This is a genomic window from Vibrio fortis, assembly GCF_024347475.1.
GTDB lineage: Bacteria > Pseudomonadota > Gammaproteobacteria > Enterobacterales > Vibrionaceae > Vibrio > Vibrio fortis.
Genome location: NZ_AP025488.1, coordinates 1,364,867 through 1,385,325, shown reverse-complemented (window position 1 = coordinate 1,385,325; position 20,459 = coordinate 1,364,867). Strand labels below are relative to the sequence as shown.

Genomic DNA, 20,459 nt, shown 5'->3' with positions numbered 1-20,459 from the left:
GTTTGAAATGAAAAAGACATTTAAAAATGTCAGTGCGGAATCTGGCGAAATCACGGTGCAATTAGATCAAACTAAGCTGAGCTTTCACGTTGAATCTGGCGCTGAGTTTACATTGGAAACAAGCGAGGGCTCAGATGTGGTGCTTTCCTCGGCTAATCCAGATGTAAACCTCGTCATTGAGTCAGTGTGATGAATTACAGTGCCCTTCATGATGGGGCACTTCATTACCCACATTTTCGTTTCAATTCCATAATTATGATGTAAAGCTAACCTTTAACTACGGTTGCTAGTATCCATGAAAACCACTAATGACTTGGTCGATTTGTAGAAGAGTAAGTAGGGTTTCTTGCAGATTTTTCGTCTTGTTCCATAATTCATAATACTACTGACAATGTTGATTGGCATGATTAATTCTTTGCCATTTTAAACCATTTGACTTCAGGAATATTATGGAAAGTTCTTCAAGTAAGTCATGTTTAAATTTATCCAACGCCGTTTTTTATTTCCTGTTGCTGTTGGTTATTTTTCCTGTGTGGTTAGGCGACTCTCCGGCTATGGTCGATTTTCCTCAACATATTGCTCAATTGACTGCACTGAAGGCAATTTTTTTGGGAAATGAATTTTACGCTGCTTTATATGAGATAAATTGGTTCACTCCTTATATTGTAAGTAATTTAATTTTGCTTATTTTCTCCTTTGTTCTTTCTCCTTTAGTCGCTCTTAAATTAGGTGTCACATTTTATTTGATTTCAATCCCCTTAGTTACAGGACTAATTGCAAAAAAAATAGGGAGGCCTGTAGACTTAAGGTTAATTACAATCCCGTTTTTATATTGCTTTCCATTTAACTGGGGGTTCGTACCGTTTCTGATTACGGTAGGGTTTGGGATAATATGGATATATTATTTTCTTTGCTTCAATAACAACCCTAATAGTTACATAAATATATTTCTATCCTTTTTTATTATTTATTCGCATGCTATAGCATGGGGAATAGTGATGCTATATATCACCTTGTTTTCTGTACGTAAAGGTATTAACTATTATGTTATAAAAGGCATTGTAAAACTATCCTTCCCTGTTGTGTTTGTTGCTGTGTGGATGTACCAAATTAAAATAAGTGCAACTTCAGTTTCGGAAGTTGAGTTGTTTAATTATTATCCTTTGATTTATAGGTTTTCCAGTTTCTTTGTTGGTAACTTAATGGGAAATGACATTGTTTTAGGATTTTTAAAACTGATATTGATGTATTTTATTGTTAGGTCTAAAACTATTGTTAAAACCAGTTTTAATATCTATATATTGTTTGCATTAGCAACTGTGATGTTGTTTTTTACGATGCCTAATAGATTGTTTTCTACAGGTTTTTTCTCTGATAGATTACTGATTCTCTTTCCTGTTTTTTTAGCGCTTTCTATCAATGAAATACATTCAAAAAACAAATTTTACATTCTGATTTTTATTGCCACAACTTTAAGTTTTTCACCAAGAGTCACTCGTGTTCTCGAAAGCAATGATGAAATTAAGGCAATATATGAATTGAGTGAGGGGATTAAAGAAAAACAAAAGCTGATATTTCTAACAAATAAACATGAATACATGTCCAATCGGTACCGACTGCTATCTGAACCTCAGTTTTTGTGGCTTCCTCAAATGTTGGTGACGAAGATGGAGTTAGAGATTGATTTCAACTTCGCATACTTTCATCCAGAAATGGTGAGGTTCTCTGAGAACGCCGAAATGAAGGTAAAAAAATTCTCATTTATTTCAAGGTATGACTATCCTAATGTTAATTGGGAAGATTATTCATATTATGACTATATTTTGATTAGGGATTGCTCCATTAATGAACTCAATGGTTCAACACAGCGAGGTAATGGCCGGTTTGTTATGAAGGAGACATCTGGCTGTTGGTATCTTTTGGCAAGGAAACTATAAATGTATCGCTATGATGATGTTTTTTACGATTACATAAACGTCGGTTCTGTTGAGTCGGCGAGCATTGTAGTGCCTTACGTGTTAGAGGTGATTGACGTAAGCAGTATACTTGATGTCGGCTGTGGGCAAGGGGCGTGGTTAAGCGTATGGAAAAGAGATAATGACATTCAAGTTATGGGCTTGGACGGCAGCTATGTAAACCCTGACAAATTGTTGATCGATAGTGAGGAATTTATCTCGGCTGACATTTCGAATTCGTTCGACTTGAAACGAAAATTTTCACTTTGTCAGTGTCTAGAGGTTGCGGAACATATACCAGAAGATCGAGCAGATATTCTAATCAATAACATATGTGCTCATGCTGATGTTGTTATGTTTTCTGCTGCTCCTATTGGCCAAGGCGGAGAAAATCATGTCAATGAGAAACCATATAGTTACTGGAAGCTAAAGTTTAGTGAGCGTGGCTTTGACATGTATGATCCAATCAGACCTAAGCTGGCTAAGCACAGAGAGGTCAAAGGTTGGTATAAAAATAATATTTTCTTTTTCATCAAACAAAAATCAAAGTACTCGGATAAATTATCTTTCAGTAAAATTTCATTGGAATCTGATATTAGAGATTATAGTGGTTTATTTGAACGAACTATCAAATATATTGTTGGGCTTCTTCCCATTAAAGCTGTGACTTTCTTAGCGCTTTGTAAGAAAAAGGTTTTTGTTTATATGTATAGATTTAGGAGAAGATATAATGTCTGGCGTAAATCTTTACATTGTATTGGCTAGTGTATTATTTGCGTCTTTTGGCCAGCTATTCCTTAAGCTTGGCGCAATGAATATGCAGCACGCTAAGTTTTTTGTGAACTTATGGCTTTTGTTCGGTTTCCTTTTCTATATTATGGGTGCGGGATTATGGATATATGTTTTATCTCGAGAAGACTTAATCAAGGTTTTCCCATTTACAGCTCTTACTTTTATAATTACTTACTTCTTCGGATATTTTATGTTAGGAGAGAATGTTAGCAAGCTAGATACGTTGGGTATATTGTTAATCATTAGTGGATTGATGATCATTGTTAAAAATTGAGGTGATAATTTTGAGTACTCCCAAGCTTGCTATAGTGATCCCTTGTTATAATGAAGAAGATATCTTTATACACTGCCTGTCAAACGTAAAAGAGTTATTAATAGAGCTTATTGATTCTCAAGAAGTCGCTCCATCAAGTTATATTTTATTTGTAGATGATGGTAGTACTGACCAAACGTGGGATTTGATCTCTAAATCAAGCCGAGGCGACTCTTTAATAAAGGGAATTAAGTTAGCGAGTAATGTTGGACATCAAAAAGCGTTGTTTGCAGGACTTTCACACGTAAATAGTGACGTATCAGTAACTCTAGACGCTGATTTGCAAGATGATATTCATGTGATTAGTAAAATGCTTTCTAATGTGAAAATGGGACATGATGTGGTTTTTGGAGTTAGAAACTCTAGGGAATCTGACAGCTTCTTTAAGAAAACATCAGCCCAGATTTTTTACAAGTTACTGTCGTTCTTAAGAATACATCATGTTGAGAATCATGCTGATTTTCGGATGATGACAAGTAAAGTCACAAAAGCTCTACTGGAGCATCGAGAGTCAAATCTATACTTGCGTGGCTTAGTTCGACAGATTGGTTTTAGTTCTAGCATCGTTGAGTACGCTAGAAGTGAACGTAGTTACGGTACAAGTAAGTATCCACTAAAGCGAATGATCTCACTTGCTTTGGATGCAATTACCTCCCATTCCATCGTTCCATTAAGAGTTATTACATTTTTAGGTCTTGGAATTTCGTGTGTTTCATTTTTAGCGGGGATTAACGCTATCTATGTGAAGCTCACAGGTGATGCCATTGATGGATGGGCTTCGTTAATTACTTCAATTTATTTTATCGGTGGGGTTCAATTAATGAGTTTGGGTGTGATCGGTGAATATGTAGGTAGAACTTATGTTGAGTCGAAAAAAAGACCAGGTTTCTTCATTGATAAAGAAACGGACTAAGTTTCCACAAAGATTATATTAACCCATTCAACTACGGGGTTTGGTAAGTCTGGTGCCTAGAGTTTCTCCCTTCACCTTTTGAACGACCACTAAATCATTTATGAAATCTCGCGTTAAATAGCATATTTGCGTTCAAGGAAGTCCTAGACGAGCGTTCTGGTCATCAACATGCATAAAATTGAAGCCCAACACTTGGCACTTTAATCCAGTGTTGGGTTTGTTCTTTCTTGCGTAATAGTTTAGCTTAGCAATTGAGGTTGCTTTATTTTTAACCAGGTTGAAGCAATTGAAATCATATAACAAGGAGGTTTTATGTTTCCCTTAGAGGTATTTGTCACCTATACATTAGCGTGTTTACTACTGGTGATTTCACCGGGGCCAGACAATTTGCTCGCCATTGGACGAGGCTTGAGCCAAGGTCGATTTGCCGCGATTGTGTCTGGATTGTCGTCAGGGGCGGGTATTCTATTTCACGTTATTGCGGCTACATTCGGCTTAACACTGCTTATTCAAACCTCTGAAGTCGCGTTCTATGCAGTTAAGTTGGTGGGTGCGGCCTACCTTATCTGGCTGGGCGTGAAAGTGCTTCGCTCACGTAATTTGTTCTCGTTGGAACCCGCTAAGAAGCAGTCACTTAAAGTGATATTTTCGACCGGATTCCTCTCTGCGGCTCTTAACCCTAAACCGGGTATGTTCGTGTTGGCATTCGTTCCGCAATTTGTAAACCCAAGCTTAGGGTCTGTAACCACGCAGATGATCGGTTATGGGGTGTGGTTTGCGGCATTGACGGCATTGGGCTTTAGCTTGATGGGTGTGTTCTCGTCTCAGCTGTCTGACTGGTTCAGAAACAAACCCAAGTTGGTGTCAGGACTTAATATTGGCGCGGGCGTGACCTTCGTGTCATCAGGATTGGCCGTGGCTTTCATGAAGCAACGATAGGTGATTTAAAGTCCCGTTGTTTGCAGTAGCGAAGCGTTTAAAAATGAATGAAACAGGGCGTCGTAATGACGCCCTTTTGACTATTTATGGATGCTAAACGTGTCGTAATCTCGAAGCAAAAATAGCGCGAAACAGGAAGCGAGCATAGGCCATGAAGCGAAGAACAGTAGGTTGTTGAACGGGTCCATGTACTTACCGAATGATGAGAAGGTCGAGCCTGCGTGAAGAATCAAAATGGCACCGTAGGTGTACTTCTTCCACATACCAGCGAGAAACGCACCCAGAAAGACAAGTTGCGCCACTCCCAAAGCCATCATGGCATTGATAGATAAATCTATCCCATAAAAGCCAGATAGCACTTTCACTGCGTGCTCCGGAACAAGGAGCTTATCCAATCCCCAGAATAAGAAGACGATAAAGATGCCAATTCTTAGCAGTAGTAAGCTTGTCGCGAGTTTCGTTTGAAGTTTCTTTTCCATGATTTTCCTTTTGTACACTCAATAGTGCAATGCGATAAATGTTCCTATTACCAGACCTATAGCGATTCGGTTTTCTTTCGCTGTATTTGATGTGGTGTGTAACAAAGCATGTCGGTTGAGAGTGTGTTTTGAGGAGGCGAATTGTCAAACTTAGTCTAGAAGACTTTTGTGGCTTCTATGTTTTCGCTATCAAAGAAAAGAATTTCGAAAATAAAGTTCTCATCATGAATGTAAATGGTTTTTATGAGAGTATATGCATTGTGTATATGTGCATTTCATTGTAAATGAACGGTCTTTTGTCGTAATAAAACTATTAGGTAACGTCAGTGAAAAAAAATAATTTGGTGTCAATCTTACTATTATCAAGTGCTTTAGCAGGTTGTGGCTCTTTAGGTCCAATGCAACGAATTGAAGGGCCTCTGTACACGCCTGCATTTGATGTCTTAGCGTTGGATACTGTAAAAGATGGCTCTGAAGAGGTCAGTTATAAGGAATTTACATCGATGTATGAAAATGGTGAATATAAAACATCGGGAGTGTTCTTTATTACCGAAAATGGAGCCTATATGGCTGAGTGGGATTACGTGACCTACGAGTATAAATTAGTATACAAAGTAATCGATAAAGAAATAGTTGGTATTTCTAATGGAAAGATTATTAGAGACTTTGGCTTTGATTCAGATCTATTAGAGATTAAAGATGCGCAAGGATATAAGGTTGGCTTTACCCTACAAGGTAAAAATGCAGCTAGGAATATTCTTAGAAACCTATGAAGTAGGCCAAGCGTGACATCCACTCTGGAGTAAAGTGTTTCATTAGTTAGGACTTTACTCTAATTCCTAATTCCTAATTCCTAATTCCTAAGACCTCAGACACTTAGTGTATAAGTTTGGCAGTGATGTAGCTGACATTGAGCTAGCACCTTTTAACTCTGATTAGAGTTCCTTTTACGCTTGAGGTACTCTGGCTGATTCAATAAACGCAACAAAAGGAATGACTGCGTATGATCACTTGTTATGTTCGCTATGTGATAGATCCCAAGAAAGTAAAAGAGTTCGAAGAGTACGCCAAGATGTGGATACCGTTGGTGGCAAAATTTGGTGGACAGCACAATGGTTATTTCTTGCCTTCTGAGGGAGCAAACAATATCGCGTTGGCATTGTTCACTTTTGAAAGCTTGACGGCTTATGAAGATTATCGAATCAAGTCTTTGAAGGATCCTGAGTGTATTGAAGCTTTTGCTTTCGCTGAGAAAGTGGATTGTATCATCAGCTATGAACGCAGCTTCTTCCGTCCGGTTTTGAGTTAGTTTTCATAATTTGTGTTTACGAGTTCATAAAGCTTGGATTTGAGCGAAGGCAAGCAATGACGACAATGTTGTAATGGAAGTAATGTTGAATGAGAACATCAAAGCTTATAGATAAAGGAATTGAATAGATATGGTAACAATCGAGCGATTGACGCAACCGCTAATGGACGCAGTAAAGTCGGTGCAACTGGCAGATGAACAAGTTAAATTTGCAGGTACTGCCGAAGAGTTCTTACAAGACGTTACTGAGACTACCCACCTGCATGTGATTAAGCTCGATGATGACGTTGTCGGTTTCTTCAAGCTTGATATTGCATACTCTGACAATTATGAGTTTTGCCCGACAACAGCTATAGGCTTGCGAGCGTTCGCGTTAGATAAAAGACAACAAGGTAAGGGGCTCGGAACTGCAGCAGTTAAGGCATTGTTCCCTTATCTGAAGGAGTATTATGGTTCGTTCGAATTTATCTATTTAACTGTAAATCTAAAGAATCCAGGTGCCATTGCCTGTTACCAGAAGGGTGGTTTTGAAAAGACCGAAGAGTTGTATCTCGGAGGTGCCGCTGGCTCACAACATATTATGCGTGGGAGGTTACGGGCTAAGGATAAAAACACGAACAACCATCAACATATATAGTAATAAATAGTATCAAACAGAGTATAAATTCGCTTTAATTCACTAATTTTAAAGACTTAGATTGACGCTTTCTAGGAGGTGTTGTTGTAATCACAACTTGTGAAATTATAAAACAGGCTTGAGTTATACAAAATGGAAATGAGTCAAGAAGGCAGGATAATCGACGGAAAGCCTTGGGTTTGTAGCTTTGGAATACGAATTTTCGCACTTATTATCGATTCGCTAATTCTCGGTGGTGTAGGGTTCGTACTAAGTAGTTTTTTTGAACAGCAGTTTATTCAGCTCGGCGATCTCGCTTGGGTTGTTGGTGCGCTGGTATCCATCTCTTACTTTAGTGTTTTCAACAGTTCGTTAGTTGGGGGGCAAACCTTAGGTAAGAATGCTACCAATATAAAGGTTGTTGATGCGAATAACAAAACACTGAGCTTTCCAAGATCATTAGCGAGATACTGCATTTTATCAATTCCTTACTACCTTGGGAGTGTAACGGCCAGCAGTGAGGTGATGCTGCCTTTTGCTGATACGATTGTCTCTTTTTTCGTAATCGCTGTGTTCTTTGGGACAGTCTACCTCTATATCTTCAACAAAGTGACGCGTCAGAGTTTGCATGACGTCATAGTTGGATCATTTGTCGTTAATCTAAATAGTACGCCCACCGCCGCCCCGACTAAAGTGTGGAAAGGACACTTAATCATTATTGTAACGTTAGCATCTTTATTGACAGTGGTTCCTGCATTTTTCTCCGAAGAGGAGACAGTGGATCGCCTAACTGTTACACAAGAGATTTTGGATGACTTTGATGTTGTTTCATCATCTTACGTTGCGTCTGGGACAAGTCATTTCAGTTCTTCAGAAACAGGTTCTAGAACTACAACGTACGTTGATGTGAGTGTAACTCTGGTGGAAGACGATGTTCTCAATGAATCTATTGCTCAAGCAATCGCTCAGGAAGTGGTTTTTAGTTATCCGGAATCTATCGATAAAGATGTGATGAATGTGACTCTATCCTATGGCTACGATATTGGTATTTGGTCTAATTGGAATAGCAAAACATATCGTTTTAACCCCAAGGAATAGTAATGGCCCTCAGGGCCGCGTAGTACAAGTACAGGATGGGATTTTTAAGGTTCTGTCATCGAAGAAGCTGGTTATGACATCTTCGATAACAGGGCAATTTAGAAATGATGGCGTCAGTTTATTTTTAAACTGGCGCTTTTTGTTTCTAGGTAAGTCGCTCTCAAACGCAGTGAAAGCGTAGACTTGCTTGATATTTACCACTTTTCTCTAATGCAGACGCCTGATTTGAAAATGAAGTCGAATAGTTTTCTTGTTGGGTCGTTGGATAAAGATAACAAGCGATGGACATCTGTTGATGCAGCTGGAACCAACTGCGAAGGGATATAGAACAACTTTATCCGAATTACCCTGAAGACCGCGAAGTACCGTAACAAACGGTCGAGATTATCGAGTAATCAAATCACTACATTGTTTCTGAAATTATCGGCTTTATTTTGATAATATCTATTGACCTCAAGTTAACTTGAGATCTTATTCTCTCTGTAAAACAACAAGGAGAGAATGTTATGCAAAATAATTACATCAAGGCCCTGGCGGTCAAAACTTACCAAGAAGAGCTCACTCGAGAGTACGTCATTTCGAAGAAAAGACCATTTCACCCACCTAGCTTTACCTTTGGTTTTATCATTGCGTTGTTGTTTATTCAGTTCATTTAGAATTCGTATTAAACCGAGGGTTGTTGGGTAAAAGTGTTTATATATCATATTGTTACTATATTGAGTTGAATTATTTTTAAGAAAATTATATAAACCCTGAAAATTTATAAATGTTATCGATTGCATATTATTGCTTAAGCTATGGGTAATCTAAGTTTCAAGCCTAAATCATTAGGACTCACGAGCATTTATATACACAGAGTATTGAATATGAACATTAATACTTGGCATTTTTCAGGGAGTTAGCCATGTTAGGGCAAATTGACGGTAGTGAAGTGAAAATCGCATCTAGGTGGTCGCGATTTTGGGCTTGGTTTCTTGATGGATTAATTGCTGCAGCGATCATGGTCGTACTCTTTTACTTTGAGCCAACGCGAAACTTAGTGCTTTCTAACGCTGCATTTGGGCCGATTTCCTCATTAGTTTTTTCAGCCGTTTTATACCTTCTTTGTCATGGGTACTTACTAAACAAATACGGTCAGACCATTGGTAAGAATGTGTTCGAGATAGCCATTGTTTCGATGGACAATCAACTTTTGAGCCTATCGAAGATCTTCTTTATGAGGTGGGTTCCTTTTACCCTCATGGTATTTGTTCCTACTATGCTAATCGAAGTGTTCCCGAGCATGGGGTGGTTCAAGTTAGTTTCCTTATTAGGCCTGCTTGCCGGCACCGTAAACATTCTGTTTATTTTTGGCAAACAGAGGCGTTGTCTGCATGACAGATTAGCAGGAACAAAGGTCGTGGATGTTTCTAAACCAAGGACAGTCGATTTTCGTGAAGCTTGATTGCTCTCGATAGCGTTAAGTGTGAGTATTTGAAACATCATTGTTTAAGGCGGTTTATCTGGCTCGTAGTTGGGCTTTGATATGCCGCTTTAATTCTTTGTGCTTGGTGAATATTCACTAGCAGTCGGTTAATGAGTTTTTGCAGTGGCTCAATCTCGGGTAGCTTACGATTCTTAGTTTGAGTTTCTAAATCCATCGACTGTTGGGTGAGTGTGTTTAGCCCTAAATTGAGTGCCACTCCTTTGATTGAGTGGAGCGTTTTTTGCAACGACTCGACCTCTTTGGCCATGTAAAACCCGATTAGGTGATCAACAGATTCTTCGAACTCAACAATGGTTGAATCAATCAGTGTCGCTAGCCCTTCGCGATCATCTTGCAGTATTTGAATGATTTCAGATTGGCTGATCTCTTCCTCTGTGAGTCGCAACTTCTCTATTGGTTCACGGTGTAGCGTAATGACATTGTCATGGTTTTCGGCGCTGCTCCCCACAGCGTCGTTAACACTGTTTGTGTGATTAGGAAGTCGAGATGCGAAGTGGTGCAGGGCATCCAAGAAACTTTCTTGTTGAAGCGGCTTGGTCAACACGTGATCTGCACCGGCTTCGATGAACTTATCATGTGCCTCACGAAACACATCGGCAGTATAGGCGAAGATAAGTATGTTGAGTCCTAATGTTTGTCTAATATAACGAGTAGCTTCTATCCCGTTCATTTCTGGCATGTGGTTGTCCATCAATATAAGGTCAAAACGCTCAGCCTTGAGTCGCTCTATTGCAACCACACCACTTTCTGCAAGTGATACATGGTGGCCATAATTTTCGCAAAAACCTTTAGCGACAATGGCATTTACTCGGTTGTCTTCAACCAACAAAATATTTAACGGATGTGTATTGGTAGGATTGAGTGGGGAGTGTGTCTCTATTTCTAGCGACGTTTCACTCTCGCGCCATGTCATCGGCAGGGTGATTTTAAAACGAGTCCCTAAACCTGGCGCACTGTTCAGTGCTATCTCACCACCCATTAAATTGACGAGGTTTTTGACTATGGCTAAACCAAGCCCAGTTCCACCAAACTTTCGTGTTGTTGATGTATCAGCTTGTTCAAAGGAGTTGAAAATGTGTTGGTGTTTGTCGTGAGGAATACCAATGCCAGTATCCGTTACAGTCAATTCAAGTGCAGAGCTTGCTGGGTTCAAACCAGTTTGAATAAGTACGTAGCCTTGATTTGTGAACTTGGCGGCATTGCCTCCTAAGTTGAACAAGATTTGACGTAAGCGCGCTCGGTCACCCAAGAGCTCTATATGCTCGCCAATATTATTCTCGGTAAGCAGTTGAATGCCTTTCTCATTGGCTAATGGCTGAAGTGCGCTACAAACCGGTTGAAGTACTTGGTTGAAGTGAAATGGCTCAATTTCTAGCTCAAGCTTGTTCTCTTCAACTTTCGAGAAATCCAAAATATCGTTGAGAACAGTCATTAGGTGCTGCCCAGAGTCGAGAATGATATCGATATTCTCTTTGGTTGAGGGCTCTTTGGTTTGTGAAGCAATGATTTGTGATATGCCTAAAACGCCATTCATCGGGGTGCGAATTTCGTGGCTCATGGTCGAAAGGAATTCACTTTTGGCTTTGACGGCAGCCTCTGCCTTCTTACGTTCTTTGATCAGAGCTTCGTTGGAAGAGCGCATCTTCTGATCGCTTTGGAGTAAGTTATCGGTCATTTTCTGAAAACTGTGTGTGAGTTGGCCAACCTCATCCTTGGCATGGAGACTGCGGCTCAGTTTGAGAGTGTTAGCACCTTTGTCCAATTGTCCTTCGGAGACTTGATAGGTTGCCTCTAGTAAGAGTTCAAGGCGTTTTCTGATGCGTTTAGAGCACCAAATTACAACTAATAGTGAAATCGCAACGCTAAAAAGCTCTCCGCCTAAGAGTACGAATGCGGTTTGATTTGCACTGTTGTCTGACTCAATAACGCGAATATCAATTAGCTCATTTTCAATTTCAATAAACTGAGCTATCTCTTTTCTTATCTCATCAATAATCGCTTTACCGGTCTTTTGCTGAGCAAGTGTTATTACACTGAGTAAAGGCGCCTCACCCAAATCAACGAGCTGGCGTTGGGCTATCTCTTTTTCTCCCGACTCTGATAACCATCTATCCAATAAAGCATTGATGCGATATAAGCGCTCCACTTGATCTGGGTTGTCATCGACCTGTTTGGCTAGTGTTGTGACTTTGTCTTTCCATAGGGAAGATGCGAGGTGGTACGGCTCAAGAAAATCAGTATTACCGGTCAGTAGATAGCCACGTTGCCCAGTCTCCATATCGACGACCAGACTTAATAGCTCTTGAGCACGAGCAATGGCTTTGTGGGTATGAACAACCCAATGGTTATCTTTCACCATCGATTGGGTATTTTTATAAACCGAAAGGGAAACCAACAACATAAAAATGATGGGGATGGAGAAACTCACGAGCAATTTCTTTTGGATGGATATGTTGTCAAACCAATCTGCAACCATTTAGATACATGCCTCAAACTGTTTGCCATATTGAATTATTGTAGAAGAGAACAGTGAAAATGTTAGGTGTTAAGGTGCATATTGGTGTGACCAGTTATCGAGAATTGCAAAATACTCCTTTAGAGTAGTGCGCATGGCCAGCATTGAACCTGAAATTTTTGGATAAAAGTGGACAAGCGATCGCTCAGTTAGACAGTAAATCTTCGATTTAGATGAGAGATTGATGATTTGGTTTAATAAATATCGATATTTTTATAAATTATACGCATGTGTTGTAACAAATTGTAATCATTCATGTTAGCATTTGGTTCGTTATACAACTATTCACTATGCAAAGGATTGGAGCCGTAACAATCAGTGATGGTTTTCAACGTTAGAACACAACATCTATAAAATATAAAAATGAATACATATTTCTTCGCTAAACAAGCAATTTTTAAGAATGACAAATCAGTTTTTGGCTATGAGGTTTTATTTAGAAAGAAAGGGAATGAGCCATTAACATCTATTCCTGACAATGCAACTGATTCAATAATAACAGGGAGTCTAACACTCAGTCCGATTACTCGTATCGATAATCAAAAGTACTGGTTTTTCAACTTCTGCGAACAAGATATGTTGAAGAGGACGTACCGCATTCTTCCAAAAGAGAGGGTGTGTCTTGAAGTTTTAGAAACGACGATACCATCGAAAGCTCTCTTACAAGAAGTTAGGGCGGCTAAGGCTTTAGGATATCGAATCGCTTTTGATGACTTCTCGCCAGACAACCCTTGGCGGCAATATCTTGCTCTTGCTGACATCATTAAATTTGACCTTACTAAGTGCGACTTCGATTACATTCAAACGGTAATGAGTGTATGTGACCACCCGTGCTTGTTTCTTGCAGAAAAAGTAGAAACAGAAGATGAATTTAATCAGTGTATTGAAATAGGGATGGACCTTTTTCAAGGCTATTATCTTGAAATGCCACAATTACAAGAGTCAAATAATTTAACGCCAAGGCAATCAACCCTAATTAAAATATTAGAGAAGGTTAATTGCAAAAACATTAACAAGCACCAGTTGGAAAATGAGATTAAAAAAGACGTAAGCACTTATATTAGTATCATTAAAACTGCCAATGATATTAGTATCAAATTATCAAAACCTATCGTTAATATTAAACATGCTATTAACTATTTAGGTTTGTATAAGATACAGGTTTTGGTCTCTACCATCATTTCGTCTGAGCTATGTAGTAATGACTACTTGTACGATAAAGCGATAAACCGTGCGAAAATGTTTGAGTTCTTGTGTCGAAAATCTAAGAATCGGGAAGTTAACCATTGTGGATTTTTTATCGGTCTGATTACCATTTTGGATGACATTACACGCAATGGAAGTCAACGAATCATCGACTCTATTAATCTAGAGCCACGAATTCGTGAACAACTCAAGCATAGGAAGGGAGAGTTGGGCGAAGTCCTAAATCTTGTTGAGCAGCTTGAAACTTCAGATAATTTCCTTGAGAAACTTCCGAGTAACATATCCGATGCAACAGTTGACGATGTTCAAGCGATGTACAATCGGATCTACATTTAAATACGAGAGCGCTAATTCAAACTAGCGCTTTTTACTTATTTGGCGCGTTATATTGAAAAGTAGCTTTAGTCGCTGCTACCTGTTAAAAAGCCTCGCTGTTAAAAGCGAGGCTTGTCATCATTTTTAGGGCGAATAAACACTCAGGCAGTTACTTTAACTGCAATTTATAAAGCCATAACGCTGCTTCGTTCTACCAGCGTTGGCTCTAGCTCTACAACTTGAGGGTAAACTTCTGGCGACTCTAAACGGCTTAATAGGGTATCAACCGCGGCTTTACCTAGTCGATGCTTTGGCTGGTGGATGGTTGTTAGTGCAGGGGTCATGTATTTCGACAGGTGAATATCATCGTAGCCGATCAATGAAAGATCTTGAGGCACTCGCAACCCGTCTTGTGTCGCTGCGTGAATCACACCCATTGCCATCATATCGTTACACACGAACAGGGCGCTTGGCAGCCTTCCTCGGCTTTTTAGGGTTTGAAACGCATCAAAACCGCCGTCACACTCGAAGTTAGATTCAACGATCCAATCAGCACGGACTTCTATGTTTGCTTCACTCATCGCTTGTTTAAAGCCTTCATAGCGCGAAGATGCTTGGTTGCGGTGTAGAGGGCCTGTAATACAGCCAATTTCAGTATGGCCGTTATCAATAAGATGTTGTGTCGCCATGTAACCCCCTTGATGGGAGTTATCTTGAATCTTGTCGCTTGCGAACAACATTGGACCCCAATCCATAACAACGACAGGCAATTCTGGGTAGCGTTCGAATACGTCCAGATGTTCCCCTTCTAAAGTTGAGCACATCAACATTAAACCGTCGACACGCTTCTGTAATAGAGTGTCGATGGATGATTTCATGCGCTCACTGTCGCCCTCTGTATTACAAAGTATCAGATTGTAGCCTTTCTCATAGCAACGTCGTTCAACACCCTTCACGACTTCACCAAAAAATGGGTTAGTCGAGGTGGTCACCAGCATGCCTACCGTTTTGGTTTGCTTCATTTTAAGACTACGCGCAAGGGCTGAAGGCGCATAGTTGAGCTCTTTAGCTGCCTTGTTAACGCGCTCTGCGATTTCGTCGCTTACAAATCGAGATTTATTGATTACATGACTAACGGTAGAGGTCGAAACCTTGGCAAGTTTAGCGATGTCTTTCATTGTTGCCATAATTATTCCTTGTGGTGCTGTTCGTTCCACTCTGGGCGATATTCTGCCTTAAAACAGAGAGTTGTGCGTAACAAATTATTTAGAATTTATTACGCACCAGTCGATGTACGTATCGTTCTGAAGTTTGCAATTACCCTAACTGTTCAGCAAGAAAGGCGTCTGTCTCTTGGCGTGATGGTATTGATGTTTGTGCGCCAAATCGAGTCACAGAAATAGCAGCAGCAGCGTGTGCAAACTTGATTGCTTGCTCCAATGGCATATCTTCCAGTAACCCAGTGACGAGTGCGCCGTTAAAGGTATCGCCAGCGGCAGTCGTGTCTGTCGCTTCAACGCGGAAACCTGCAATTAATTCGCCTGTGCTTTCTTCACTACCTTGACCTTTGTGGCTAACCCACACTCCTTTGGCACCCAGCGTGATCATAACAGTCTCAATGCCTTTATCGTGCAGTACTAATGCTGCTTGATGTGCTGTCGCGTTGTCAGTCACGGTTACGCCAGTCAGCACTTCTGCTTCGGTCTCGTTTGGTGTAATTACATCGACACACGCTAATAACGTATCTGATAATGGGCGAGCAGGGGCTGGGTTTAGAATCACTTTAGTGCCAGACTCTTTGGCGACTTTTGCTGCGTACTCGATGCCTTCAATTGGGGTTTCAAGTTGAGTCAGAAGGTATTTCGCACCACGGATCTTATCTAAATGCGGCTCTATTTGCATGCAATCGAGTTTGTCGTTCGCTTCTGCTGACAAACAGATGCTGTTTTCGCCAGTGGCAGAGACTTGAATCATTGCGATGCCCGTAGGGGTATCTTCGGCAACAATTACGCCGTCAATGTTAATGCCATCGTTGGCAAAGTCTTGACGAATATTGATGCCAAATGGGTCATCGCCTACGCAGGCAATAAAGCCAATGTCTGCGTTTAGACGTGCTGCAGCTACTGCTTGGTTTGCGCCTTTACCACCAGGAATGACCTGATAGTTACCGCCAATTAAAGTTTCACCCGGGCGAGGGAAAGAGGGAACTTGCAGTACATGGTCAGCATTTACGCTACCTAAAACAATCAGTTGAGTCATGATACGAGCCTTATGATATATCGTATTTGAAAATGCATGGCTGTTTCTCATCATTGCTAATTGGCTATAGAGGTATCGCGCAATGAGAAAGAGCAATGCACTATCTTGTTGAAAATAAAGCAGGGAGTAGGGGAGGCTCCCTGCTTTGTATTGCTTACTTTAATAACGATTAATATCGATTACTTAGAAACAATTTTTAGAGGTACTGGTACGTACTCGTCTACTTTCTCGCCTTTCAGTACTTTGTCAGCAATCTCGATACCTAAAGAGCCGATTAGGTCTGGTTGTTGTGCAACCGTTGCGCCAAGTAGGCCACGGTTAACTGCCGCGATGCCGTCGTCTGTGCCGTCGAAGCCAACGATCATGACGTCTTTACCAGATGCTTGAACTGCACGTAGTGCACCTAGAGCCATTTCATCGTTCTGAGCGAATACGGCTTCAACGTCTGGGTTAGCTGCAAGTAGGTTCTCCATTACGTTCAGACCTTTAGTACGGTCGAAGTCAGCAGGTTGGCTTGCAAGAAGCTCAAGGCCGCTGCCGTTTACTGCGTTCATGAAGCCTTCACCACGTTCACGAGCGGCAGAAGTACCAGCGATACCTTCAAGTTGGATTACTTTCGCTTTTTCGCCCACTTTTTCCATGATGAAGTGACCTGCCATTTCACCGCCGATTACGTTATCAGAAGCGATGTGGCTTACTACGTCACCACGGCTTGCACCACGGTCTAGGGTAAGTACTGGGATGTTTGAACGGTTAGCCATGCGAATTGCGTTAGACACGGCATCTGAATCTGTTGGGTTGATCAGGATTGCCTTAACACCACGAATGGTTAGATCTTCAATGTTCGACAGCTCTTTGCTTGGGTCGTTTTGAGAATCAAGAACGATAAGCTTGTAGCCTAGCTCTTCAGCTTTCGCTTCTGCGCCATCTTTCATGGTTACAAAGAATGGGTTGTTCAATGTAGACAGAACGATTGCCATTGTATCTTGCGCCTGTGCAGACACAGAGACAGTTGTAGAAAGCAGAGCAGCAGAAATAAGAGTCGCTAATTTTTTCATGGTGTAAGTCCTTTGTGTAGGGTGAGCTAGGAGGTGAGCCCTAGCTCGTTGTTACATTATTTATAGATTTAATGTTTGTTATTTATTGATGCTTTTCTGTAGAAAAAGCAAGGTGTTGCATTGACTCAAACTAGAGTCTTATTTGTTTTTGTTGTCGACCAATACTGCCAGAAGAATAACCACTGCTTTTGCAATCATCTGGTAGTAAGAAGATACGTCTAGTAGGTTTAGGGCGTTGTTTAGGAAGCCGATAATCAGTGCACCAATCAATGTGCCCATGATGCGACCACGACCGCCAGCTAAGCTTGTGCCGCCAAGAACCACGGCTGCGATAGCGTCTAGTTCATAACCCATACCTGCGGTTGGTTGAGCCGATGACAAACGAGAAGCTACGATGATGCCCGCTACCGCTGCTAACAGACCACAGATTGCGTAAACGCCAATTTTTACTTTGTCTACGTCGATGCCTGATAGGCGAGTTGCTGATTCGTTACCACCAAGCGCGTATACGTAACGGCCAAAGCGTGTGTGGTTAAGTAGGTACCAAACTGATGCGAATACTACGACCATGATCCAAACTGGAACCGGTACACCCATTGCGTAGCCTGTACCGAACCAAGCGAACGCATCTGCTGTGTCTGTAAAGCCTGTTGAGATAGGACGACCGTCGGTGTAAACCATGGTTACGCCGCGAAGTAGCGTCATGGTCACTAGCGTTGCGATGAAGGCTTGAACCTTACCTTTTGCGATGATCACACCACTGATAGCACCCAGCGCAGCACCAGCTAATAAAGCGGTTGGCACAGCGACCATCACAGGGATTTCCATGCCGATCATGCTGGCAGCGAATGCACCACAAAGCGCTAATACGGAGCCAACGCTCAAGTCGATACCTGCGGTTAAGATAACCAGCGTCATACCTACTGCGATGATTGCGTTAACCGAGGTTTGGCGAAGGATGTTTAAAATGTTATCGACAGTAAAAAAGTTCGGGTTTAAGAAAGAGACGATAACAATCAGGAAGATCAAAGCGATCAAAGACTTTTGGTCAATCAGCCACTCTTTGCTGATTAACGGCTTTTTCTTCGGTGCTTCAGTTTCAGTTGTTTTGCTCATGGTTTTGGTACTCATGCTGCGTCCTCGTTGATCTTTTTACCGACCGCACACGCCAGTAATAATTCTTGGTTTGCTTCTTTAGCGTCAAATTCACCGCTGATGCGGCCTTCATGCATCACCATGATGCGGTCACTCATTCCTAATACTTCTGGCATTTCAGAGGACACCAAAATGATGCTCATGCCGTCGGCTTTAAACTTATTAATGAGTTGGTAAATCTCTTTTTTCGCGCCGACATCGACGCCACGTGTTGGCTCGTCGAGAATCAGTACTTTTGGCTTGGTCATCAACCCTTTAGCAATAGCCACTTTCTGTTGGTTACCGCCAGAAAGGTTGCCGATGATCTGCTCGCGAGTAGGGGTCTTGATGTTGAATAGCTTGATGAAGTCATCGACGGCGATTACTTCGTCTTTGTGTTGGATTTGTGCGCCTTTGGTCAGTATGTCTAATGAACAAAGTGACATGTTCTCTTTCACCGAAAGCCCAAGCACTAAGCCGTCACCTTTACGGTCTTCAGAGATATAAGCGATGCCATTCGCAAGGCCATCTCTTGGACTGGCTGGGTTAATGGTCTTGTTGTCTAGGTTAATGACGCCGCGCTCACTCGGTAGGGCACCGTAGATCACCTTCATCAATTCAGTACGGCCAGCACCCATTAACCCTGATACGCCAAGGATTTCGCCGCGTTTTAGGGTAAAGCTAACGTCATGCACACCCGAGCCAGTAAGGCCAATCACTTCTAAGCAGGTTTCACCATGGCTTGGTTCGATACGAGGGTACTGCTCGTCGAGCTTACGACCAACCATCATTTCGATTAGGCCATCTTCGTCAGTGTCTTTTACTTCGCACTGACCAATGAACTTGCCGTCACGAAGTACGGTGATGTCGTCACAAATTTCAAAGATCTCTTTCAAGCGGTGAGAGATGTAAACAATGCCGCAGCCTTCATCGCGTAGCTCGTTGATTACCTTAAACAGAGACTCGGTTTCTGTGTCTGTGAGTGCGTCTGTTGGTTCATCCATGATGATGACCTTAGATTCAAACGATAGGGCTTTCGCAATCTCTACCATCTGTTGCTCACCTAAGCTCAGCTCACCAAGTGGTGTTTTAGAACTGTGCTTTACGTTTAGGCGTTTTAGCAGTTTGTCGGCTTCTTGGTACATTTCATTCCATAGAATACGTCCCATAGCCCCTGTGATTTCACGACCTAAGAAGATGTTCTCGGCGATGGTCAGTTCAGGAATCAGATTCAGCTCTTGGTGAATGATACTGATACCTGCTTGTTGTGAATCGCGTGGGCCTTTAAAAGCCGCAGGCTGACCTTGATAGTGGATGGTGCCAGCATCAAGATGATAGATACCAGTCAGCACTTTCATTAGGGTTGACTTGCCTGCGCCGTTTTCGCCCATCAGCGCCATTACGCGTCCTGGGTAAACGTTGAGGCTCGCTTTATCCAAGGCTTTTACGCCAGGGAAAGCTTTCTCAATTGAGTTAAGTTCTAAAATGGCTTGAGTCATGTGGTTTCCTTTACTCGGGGCCAGGTTATTTAATTTGCTTAAAAAGTCACACCAGCTTGGAAGATGACATTTGCATAAGGGGTGCATTCACCGGTGCGTATCACAGCGCGACTTTCATTGGTGCGCTGTTTGAACTCTTCATGGCTTACATAGTTGATAGCGATGGTTTTGCCACAGCGTGCTTCTTCCGTTTTGATTTGATCGATGAGCACCGCGTGATGTTCAGGGCTCACTTGAGCAAACTCTTCTGCGATAACCACACCTTCAATTTGAGATTCATCGAGCATGGTTTTTACCGTTTGCTCAAAGCTTGGAACACCGTGGGTTAACGCTAAGTCAATGCGACGTACGTGATCAGGAATCGGTAGGCCCGCATCACAGATAGTGATTTCGTCAGTGTGGCCTAGAGTCGCCACAAGGTAAGAAAGATCGGAATTAATGAGAGTACTTTTTTTCATAACACTACCTATTGGGCAATTTTTCGATGCTGGAACAGGGTTAAGAAAATGGCATCGAAACGTTTCGATAGGAATAATAGTGTTTGAATTGTTAAATGCACGGATCATTCTAGAA

Annotated in this window: 21 protein-coding genes; 13 read left to right on the top strand and 8 right to left on the bottom strand. The window is 41.5% G+C overall.

Annotated features, from left to right (window positions below; genetic code table 11):
• The first annotated feature begins 7 nt into the window (after window positions 1–7).
• The 6 genes from OCV50_RS20615 (at window position 8) to OCV50_RS20590 (ending at window position 4,912) form a co-directional block, all read left to right on the top strand.
• Window positions 8–190, top strand: coding sequence for a hypothetical protein (locus tag OCV50_RS20615; RefSeq protein ID WP_261904485.1), 183 nt, complete (start codon window positions 8–10; stop codon window positions 188–190).
• Window positions 191–449: 259 nt separating this feature from the next.
• On the top strand, window positions 450–1,937 hold the full coding sequence (locus tag OCV50_RS20610; RefSeq protein ID WP_261904484.1) for a hypothetical protein: 1,488 nt from the start codon (window positions 450–452) through the stop codon (window positions 1,935–1,937).
• Window positions 1,938–2,720, top strand: coding sequence for a methyltransferase domain-containing protein (locus OCV50_RS20605; RefSeq protein WP_261904483.1), 783 nt, complete (start codon window positions 1,938–1,940; stop codon window positions 2,718–2,720). It abuts the gene before it with no gap.
• Entirely contained in the window at window positions 2,686–3,021 is a 336-nt protein-coding gene (locus OCV50_RS20600) for an EamA family transporter (RefSeq protein WP_261904482.1), read from the top strand. The genes OCV50_RS20605 and OCV50_RS20600 overlap by 35 nt, the downstream gene beginning before the upstream one ends.
• Before the next feature lie 10 nt (window positions 3,022–3,031).
• Window positions 3,032–3,973 (top strand): glycosyltransferase family 2 protein, encoded by a 942-nt coding sequence (locus tag OCV50_RS20595; RefSeq protein WP_261904481.1) that lies wholly within the window; start codon window positions 3,032–3,034, stop codon window positions 3,971–3,973.
• Window positions 3,974–4,285: 312 nt separating this feature from the next.
• Window positions 4,286–4,912: a LysE family translocator gene (locus OCV50_RS20590; RefSeq protein WP_261904480.1), complete on the top strand. Its 627-nt coding sequence runs from the start codon at window positions 4,286–4,288 to the stop codon at window positions 4,910–4,912.
• An 80-nt stretch (window positions 4,913–4,992) separates the two neighbouring features.
• On the opposite strand, the gene OCV50_RS20585 is transcribed toward OCV50_RS20590, so the two are convergent.
• Window positions 4,993–5,391, bottom strand: coding sequence for a hypothetical protein (locus OCV50_RS20585; protein WP_261904479.1), 399 nt, complete (start codon window positions 5,389–5,391; stop codon window positions 4,993–4,995).
• Between the two features lie 326 nt (window positions 5,392–5,717).
• Between OCV50_RS20585 and OCV50_RS20580 the strand changes: the two genes are divergently transcribed.
• The 6 genes from OCV50_RS20580 (at window position 5,718) to OCV50_RS20555 (ending at window position 9,858) form a co-directional block, all read left to right on the top strand.
• The gene (locus OCV50_RS20580; RefSeq protein ID WP_261904478.1) at window positions 5,718–6,164 is read left to right on the top strand and encodes a hypothetical protein; all 447 of its coding nucleotides are present in this window, start codon (window positions 5,718–5,720) and stop codon (window positions 6,162–6,164) included.
• 230 nt (window positions 6,165–6,394) lie between these two features.
• Window positions 6,395–6,700, top strand: a complete 306-nt coding sequence (locus OCV50_RS20575; protein ID WP_261904477.1) for an NIPSNAP family protein — start codon at window positions 6,395–6,397, stop codon at window positions 6,698–6,700.
• A gap of 130 nt (window positions 6,701–6,830) precedes the next feature.
• Window positions 6,831–7,337 carry a GNAT family N-acetyltransferase gene (locus OCV50_RS20570; RefSeq protein ID WP_261904476.1) on the top strand — a complete coding sequence of 169 codons (507 nt, stop codon included), beginning with the start codon at window positions 6,831–6,833 and terminating at the stop codon, window positions 7,335–7,337.
• 132 nt (window positions 7,338–7,469) lie between these two features.
• Window positions 7,470–8,414 carry an RDD family protein gene (locus tag OCV50_RS20565; protein WP_261904475.1) on the top strand — a complete coding sequence of 315 codons (945 nt, stop codon included), beginning with the start codon at window positions 7,470–7,472 and terminating at the stop codon, window positions 8,412–8,414.
• Between the two features lie 506 nt (window positions 8,415–8,920).
• Complete coding sequence (locus OCV50_RS20560) at window positions 8,921–9,070, top strand: hypothetical protein (RefSeq protein ID WP_261904474.1); 150 nt, start codon at window positions 8,921–8,923, stop codon at window positions 9,068–9,070.
• Between the two features lie 248 nt (window positions 9,071–9,318).
• Window positions 9,319–9,858, top strand: coding sequence for an RDD family protein (locus tag OCV50_RS20555; protein WP_239840193.1), 540 nt, complete (start codon window positions 9,319–9,321; stop codon window positions 9,856–9,858).
• 37 nt (window positions 9,859–9,895) lie between these two features.
• On the opposite strand, the gene OCV50_RS20550 is transcribed toward OCV50_RS20555, so the two are convergent.
• Window positions 9,896–12,376 carry a CHASE3 domain-containing protein gene (locus tag OCV50_RS20550; RefSeq protein ID WP_261904473.1) on the bottom strand — a complete coding sequence of 827 codons (2,481 nt, stop codon included), beginning with the start codon at window positions 12,374–12,376 and terminating at the stop codon, window positions 9,896–9,898.
• 402 nt (window positions 12,377–12,778) lie between these two features.
• On the opposite strand from OCV50_RS20550, the gene OCV50_RS20545 reads away from it, so the two are divergent.
• The gene (locus tag OCV50_RS20545) at window positions 12,779–13,957 is read left to right on the top strand and encodes an EAL and HDOD domain-containing protein (RefSeq protein ID WP_261904472.1); all 1,179 of its coding nucleotides are present in this window, start codon (window positions 12,779–12,781) and stop codon (window positions 13,955–13,957) included.
• A 164-nt stretch (window positions 13,958–14,121) separates the two neighbouring features.
• Here OCV50_RS20545 and OCV50_RS20540 read toward each other — a convergent pair whose 3' ends face one another.
• The 6 genes from OCV50_RS20540 to rbsD form a co-directional block, all read right to left on the bottom strand.
• Entirely contained in the window at window positions 14,122–15,123 is a 1,002-nt protein-coding gene (locus tag OCV50_RS20540) for a substrate-binding domain-containing protein (RefSeq protein ID WP_239840190.1), read from the bottom strand.
• Between the two features lie 130 nt (window positions 15,124–15,253).
• Entirely contained in the window at window positions 15,254–16,195 is a 942-nt protein-coding gene (gene rbsK, locus OCV50_RS20535; RefSeq protein ID WP_261904471.1) for a ribokinase, read from the bottom strand.
• Window positions 16,196–16,374: 179 nt separating this feature from the next.
• Window positions 16,375–17,253: a ribose ABC transporter substrate-binding protein RbsB gene (gene rbsB, locus OCV50_RS20530; RefSeq protein WP_239840188.1), complete on the bottom strand. Its 879-nt coding sequence runs from the start codon at window positions 17,251–17,253 to the stop codon at window positions 16,375–16,377.
• Between the two features lie 138 nt (window positions 17,254–17,391).
• On the bottom strand, window positions 17,392–18,384 hold the full coding sequence (gene rbsC, locus OCV50_RS20525) for a ribose ABC transporter permease (RefSeq protein ID WP_239918485.1): 993 nt from the start codon (window positions 18,382–18,384) through the stop codon (window positions 17,392–17,394).
• Complete coding sequence (gene rbsA / locus OCV50_RS20520; RefSeq protein ID WP_239840186.1) at window positions 18,381–19,886, bottom strand: ribose ABC transporter ATP-binding protein RbsA; 1,506 nt, start codon at window positions 19,884–19,886, stop codon at window positions 18,381–18,383. The genes rbsC and rbsA overlap by 4 nt, the downstream gene beginning before the upstream one ends.
• 38 nt (window positions 19,887–19,924) lie before the next feature.
• Window positions 19,925–20,344 carry a D-ribose pyranase gene (gene rbsD, locus OCV50_RS20515; protein WP_261904470.1) on the bottom strand — a complete coding sequence of 140 codons (420 nt, stop codon included), beginning with the start codon at window positions 20,342–20,344 and terminating at the stop codon, window positions 19,925–19,927.
• Window positions 20,345–20,459: the final 115 nt, after the last annotated feature.

Excerpts from the sequence above, each read along its gene's own strand:
- OCV50_RS20615 (WP_261904485.1), top strand. The coding sequence starts at position 8 with ATGAAAAAGACATTTAAAAATGTCAGTGCGGAATCTGGCGAAATCACG.
- OCV50_RS20610 (WP_261904484.1), top strand. The coding sequence starts at position 450 with ATGGAAAGTTCTTCAAGTAAGTCATGTTTAAATTTATCCAACGCCGTT.
- OCV50_RS20605 (WP_261904483.1), top strand. The coding sequence starts at position 1,938 with ATGTATCGCTATGATGATGTTTTTTACGATTACATAAACGTCGGTTCT.
- OCV50_RS20600 (WP_261904482.1), top strand. The coding sequence starts at position 2,686 with ATGTCTGGCGTAAATCTTTACATTGTATTGGCTAGTGTATTATTTGCG.
- OCV50_RS20590 (WP_261904480.1), top strand. The coding sequence starts at position 4,286 with ATGTTTCCCTTAGAGGTATTTGTCACCTATACATTAGCGTGTTTACTA.
- OCV50_RS20585 (WP_261904479.1), bottom strand. The coding sequence starts at position 5,391 with ATGGAAAAGAAACTTCAAACGAAACTCGCGACAAGCTTACTACTGCTA.
- OCV50_RS20575 (WP_261904477.1), top strand. The coding sequence starts at position 6,395 with ATGATCACTTGTTATGTTCGCTATGTGATAGATCCCAAGAAAGTAAAA.
- OCV50_RS20570 (WP_261904476.1), top strand. The coding sequence starts at position 6,831 with ATGGTAACAATCGAGCGATTGACGCAACCGCTAATGGACGCAGTAAAG.
- OCV50_RS20565 (WP_261904475.1), top strand. The coding sequence starts at position 7,470 with ATGGAAATGAGTCAAGAAGGCAGGATAATCGACGGAAAGCCTTGGGTT.
- OCV50_RS20560 (WP_261904474.1), top strand. The coding sequence starts at position 8,921 with ATGCAAAATAATTACATCAAGGCCCTGGCGGTCAAAACTTACCAAGAA.
- OCV50_RS20555 (WP_239840193.1), top strand. The coding sequence starts at position 9,319 with ATGTTAGGGCAAATTGACGGTAGTGAAGTGAAAATCGCATCTAGGTGG.
- OCV50_RS20550 (WP_261904473.1), bottom strand. The coding sequence starts at position 12,376 with ATGGTTGCAGATTGGTTTGACAACATATCCATCCAAAAGAAATTGCTC.
- OCV50_RS20545 (WP_261904472.1), top strand. The coding sequence starts at position 12,779 with ATGAATACATATTTCTTCGCTAAACAAGCAATTTTTAAGAATGACAAA.
- OCV50_RS20540 (WP_239840190.1), bottom strand. The coding sequence starts at position 15,123 with ATGGCAACAATGAAAGACATCGCTAAACTTGCCAAGGTTTCGACCTCT.
- rbsK (WP_261904471.1), bottom strand. The coding sequence starts at position 16,195 with ATGACTCAACTGATTGTTTTAGGTAGCGTAAATGCTGACCATGTACTG.
- rbsB (WP_239840188.1), bottom strand. The coding sequence starts at position 17,253 with ATGAAAAAATTAGCGACTCTTATTTCTGCTGCTCTGCTTTCTACAACT.
- rbsC (WP_239918485.1), bottom strand. The coding sequence starts at position 18,384 with ATGAGTACCAAAACCATGAGCAAAACAACTGAAACTGAAGCACCGAAG.
- rbsA (WP_239840186.1), bottom strand. The coding sequence starts at position 19,886 with ATGACTCAAGCCATTTTAGAACTTAACTCAATTGAGAAAGCTTTCCCT.
- rbsD (WP_261904470.1), bottom strand. The coding sequence starts at position 20,344 with ATGAAAAAAAGTACTCTCATTAATTCCGATCTTTCTTACCTTGTGGCG.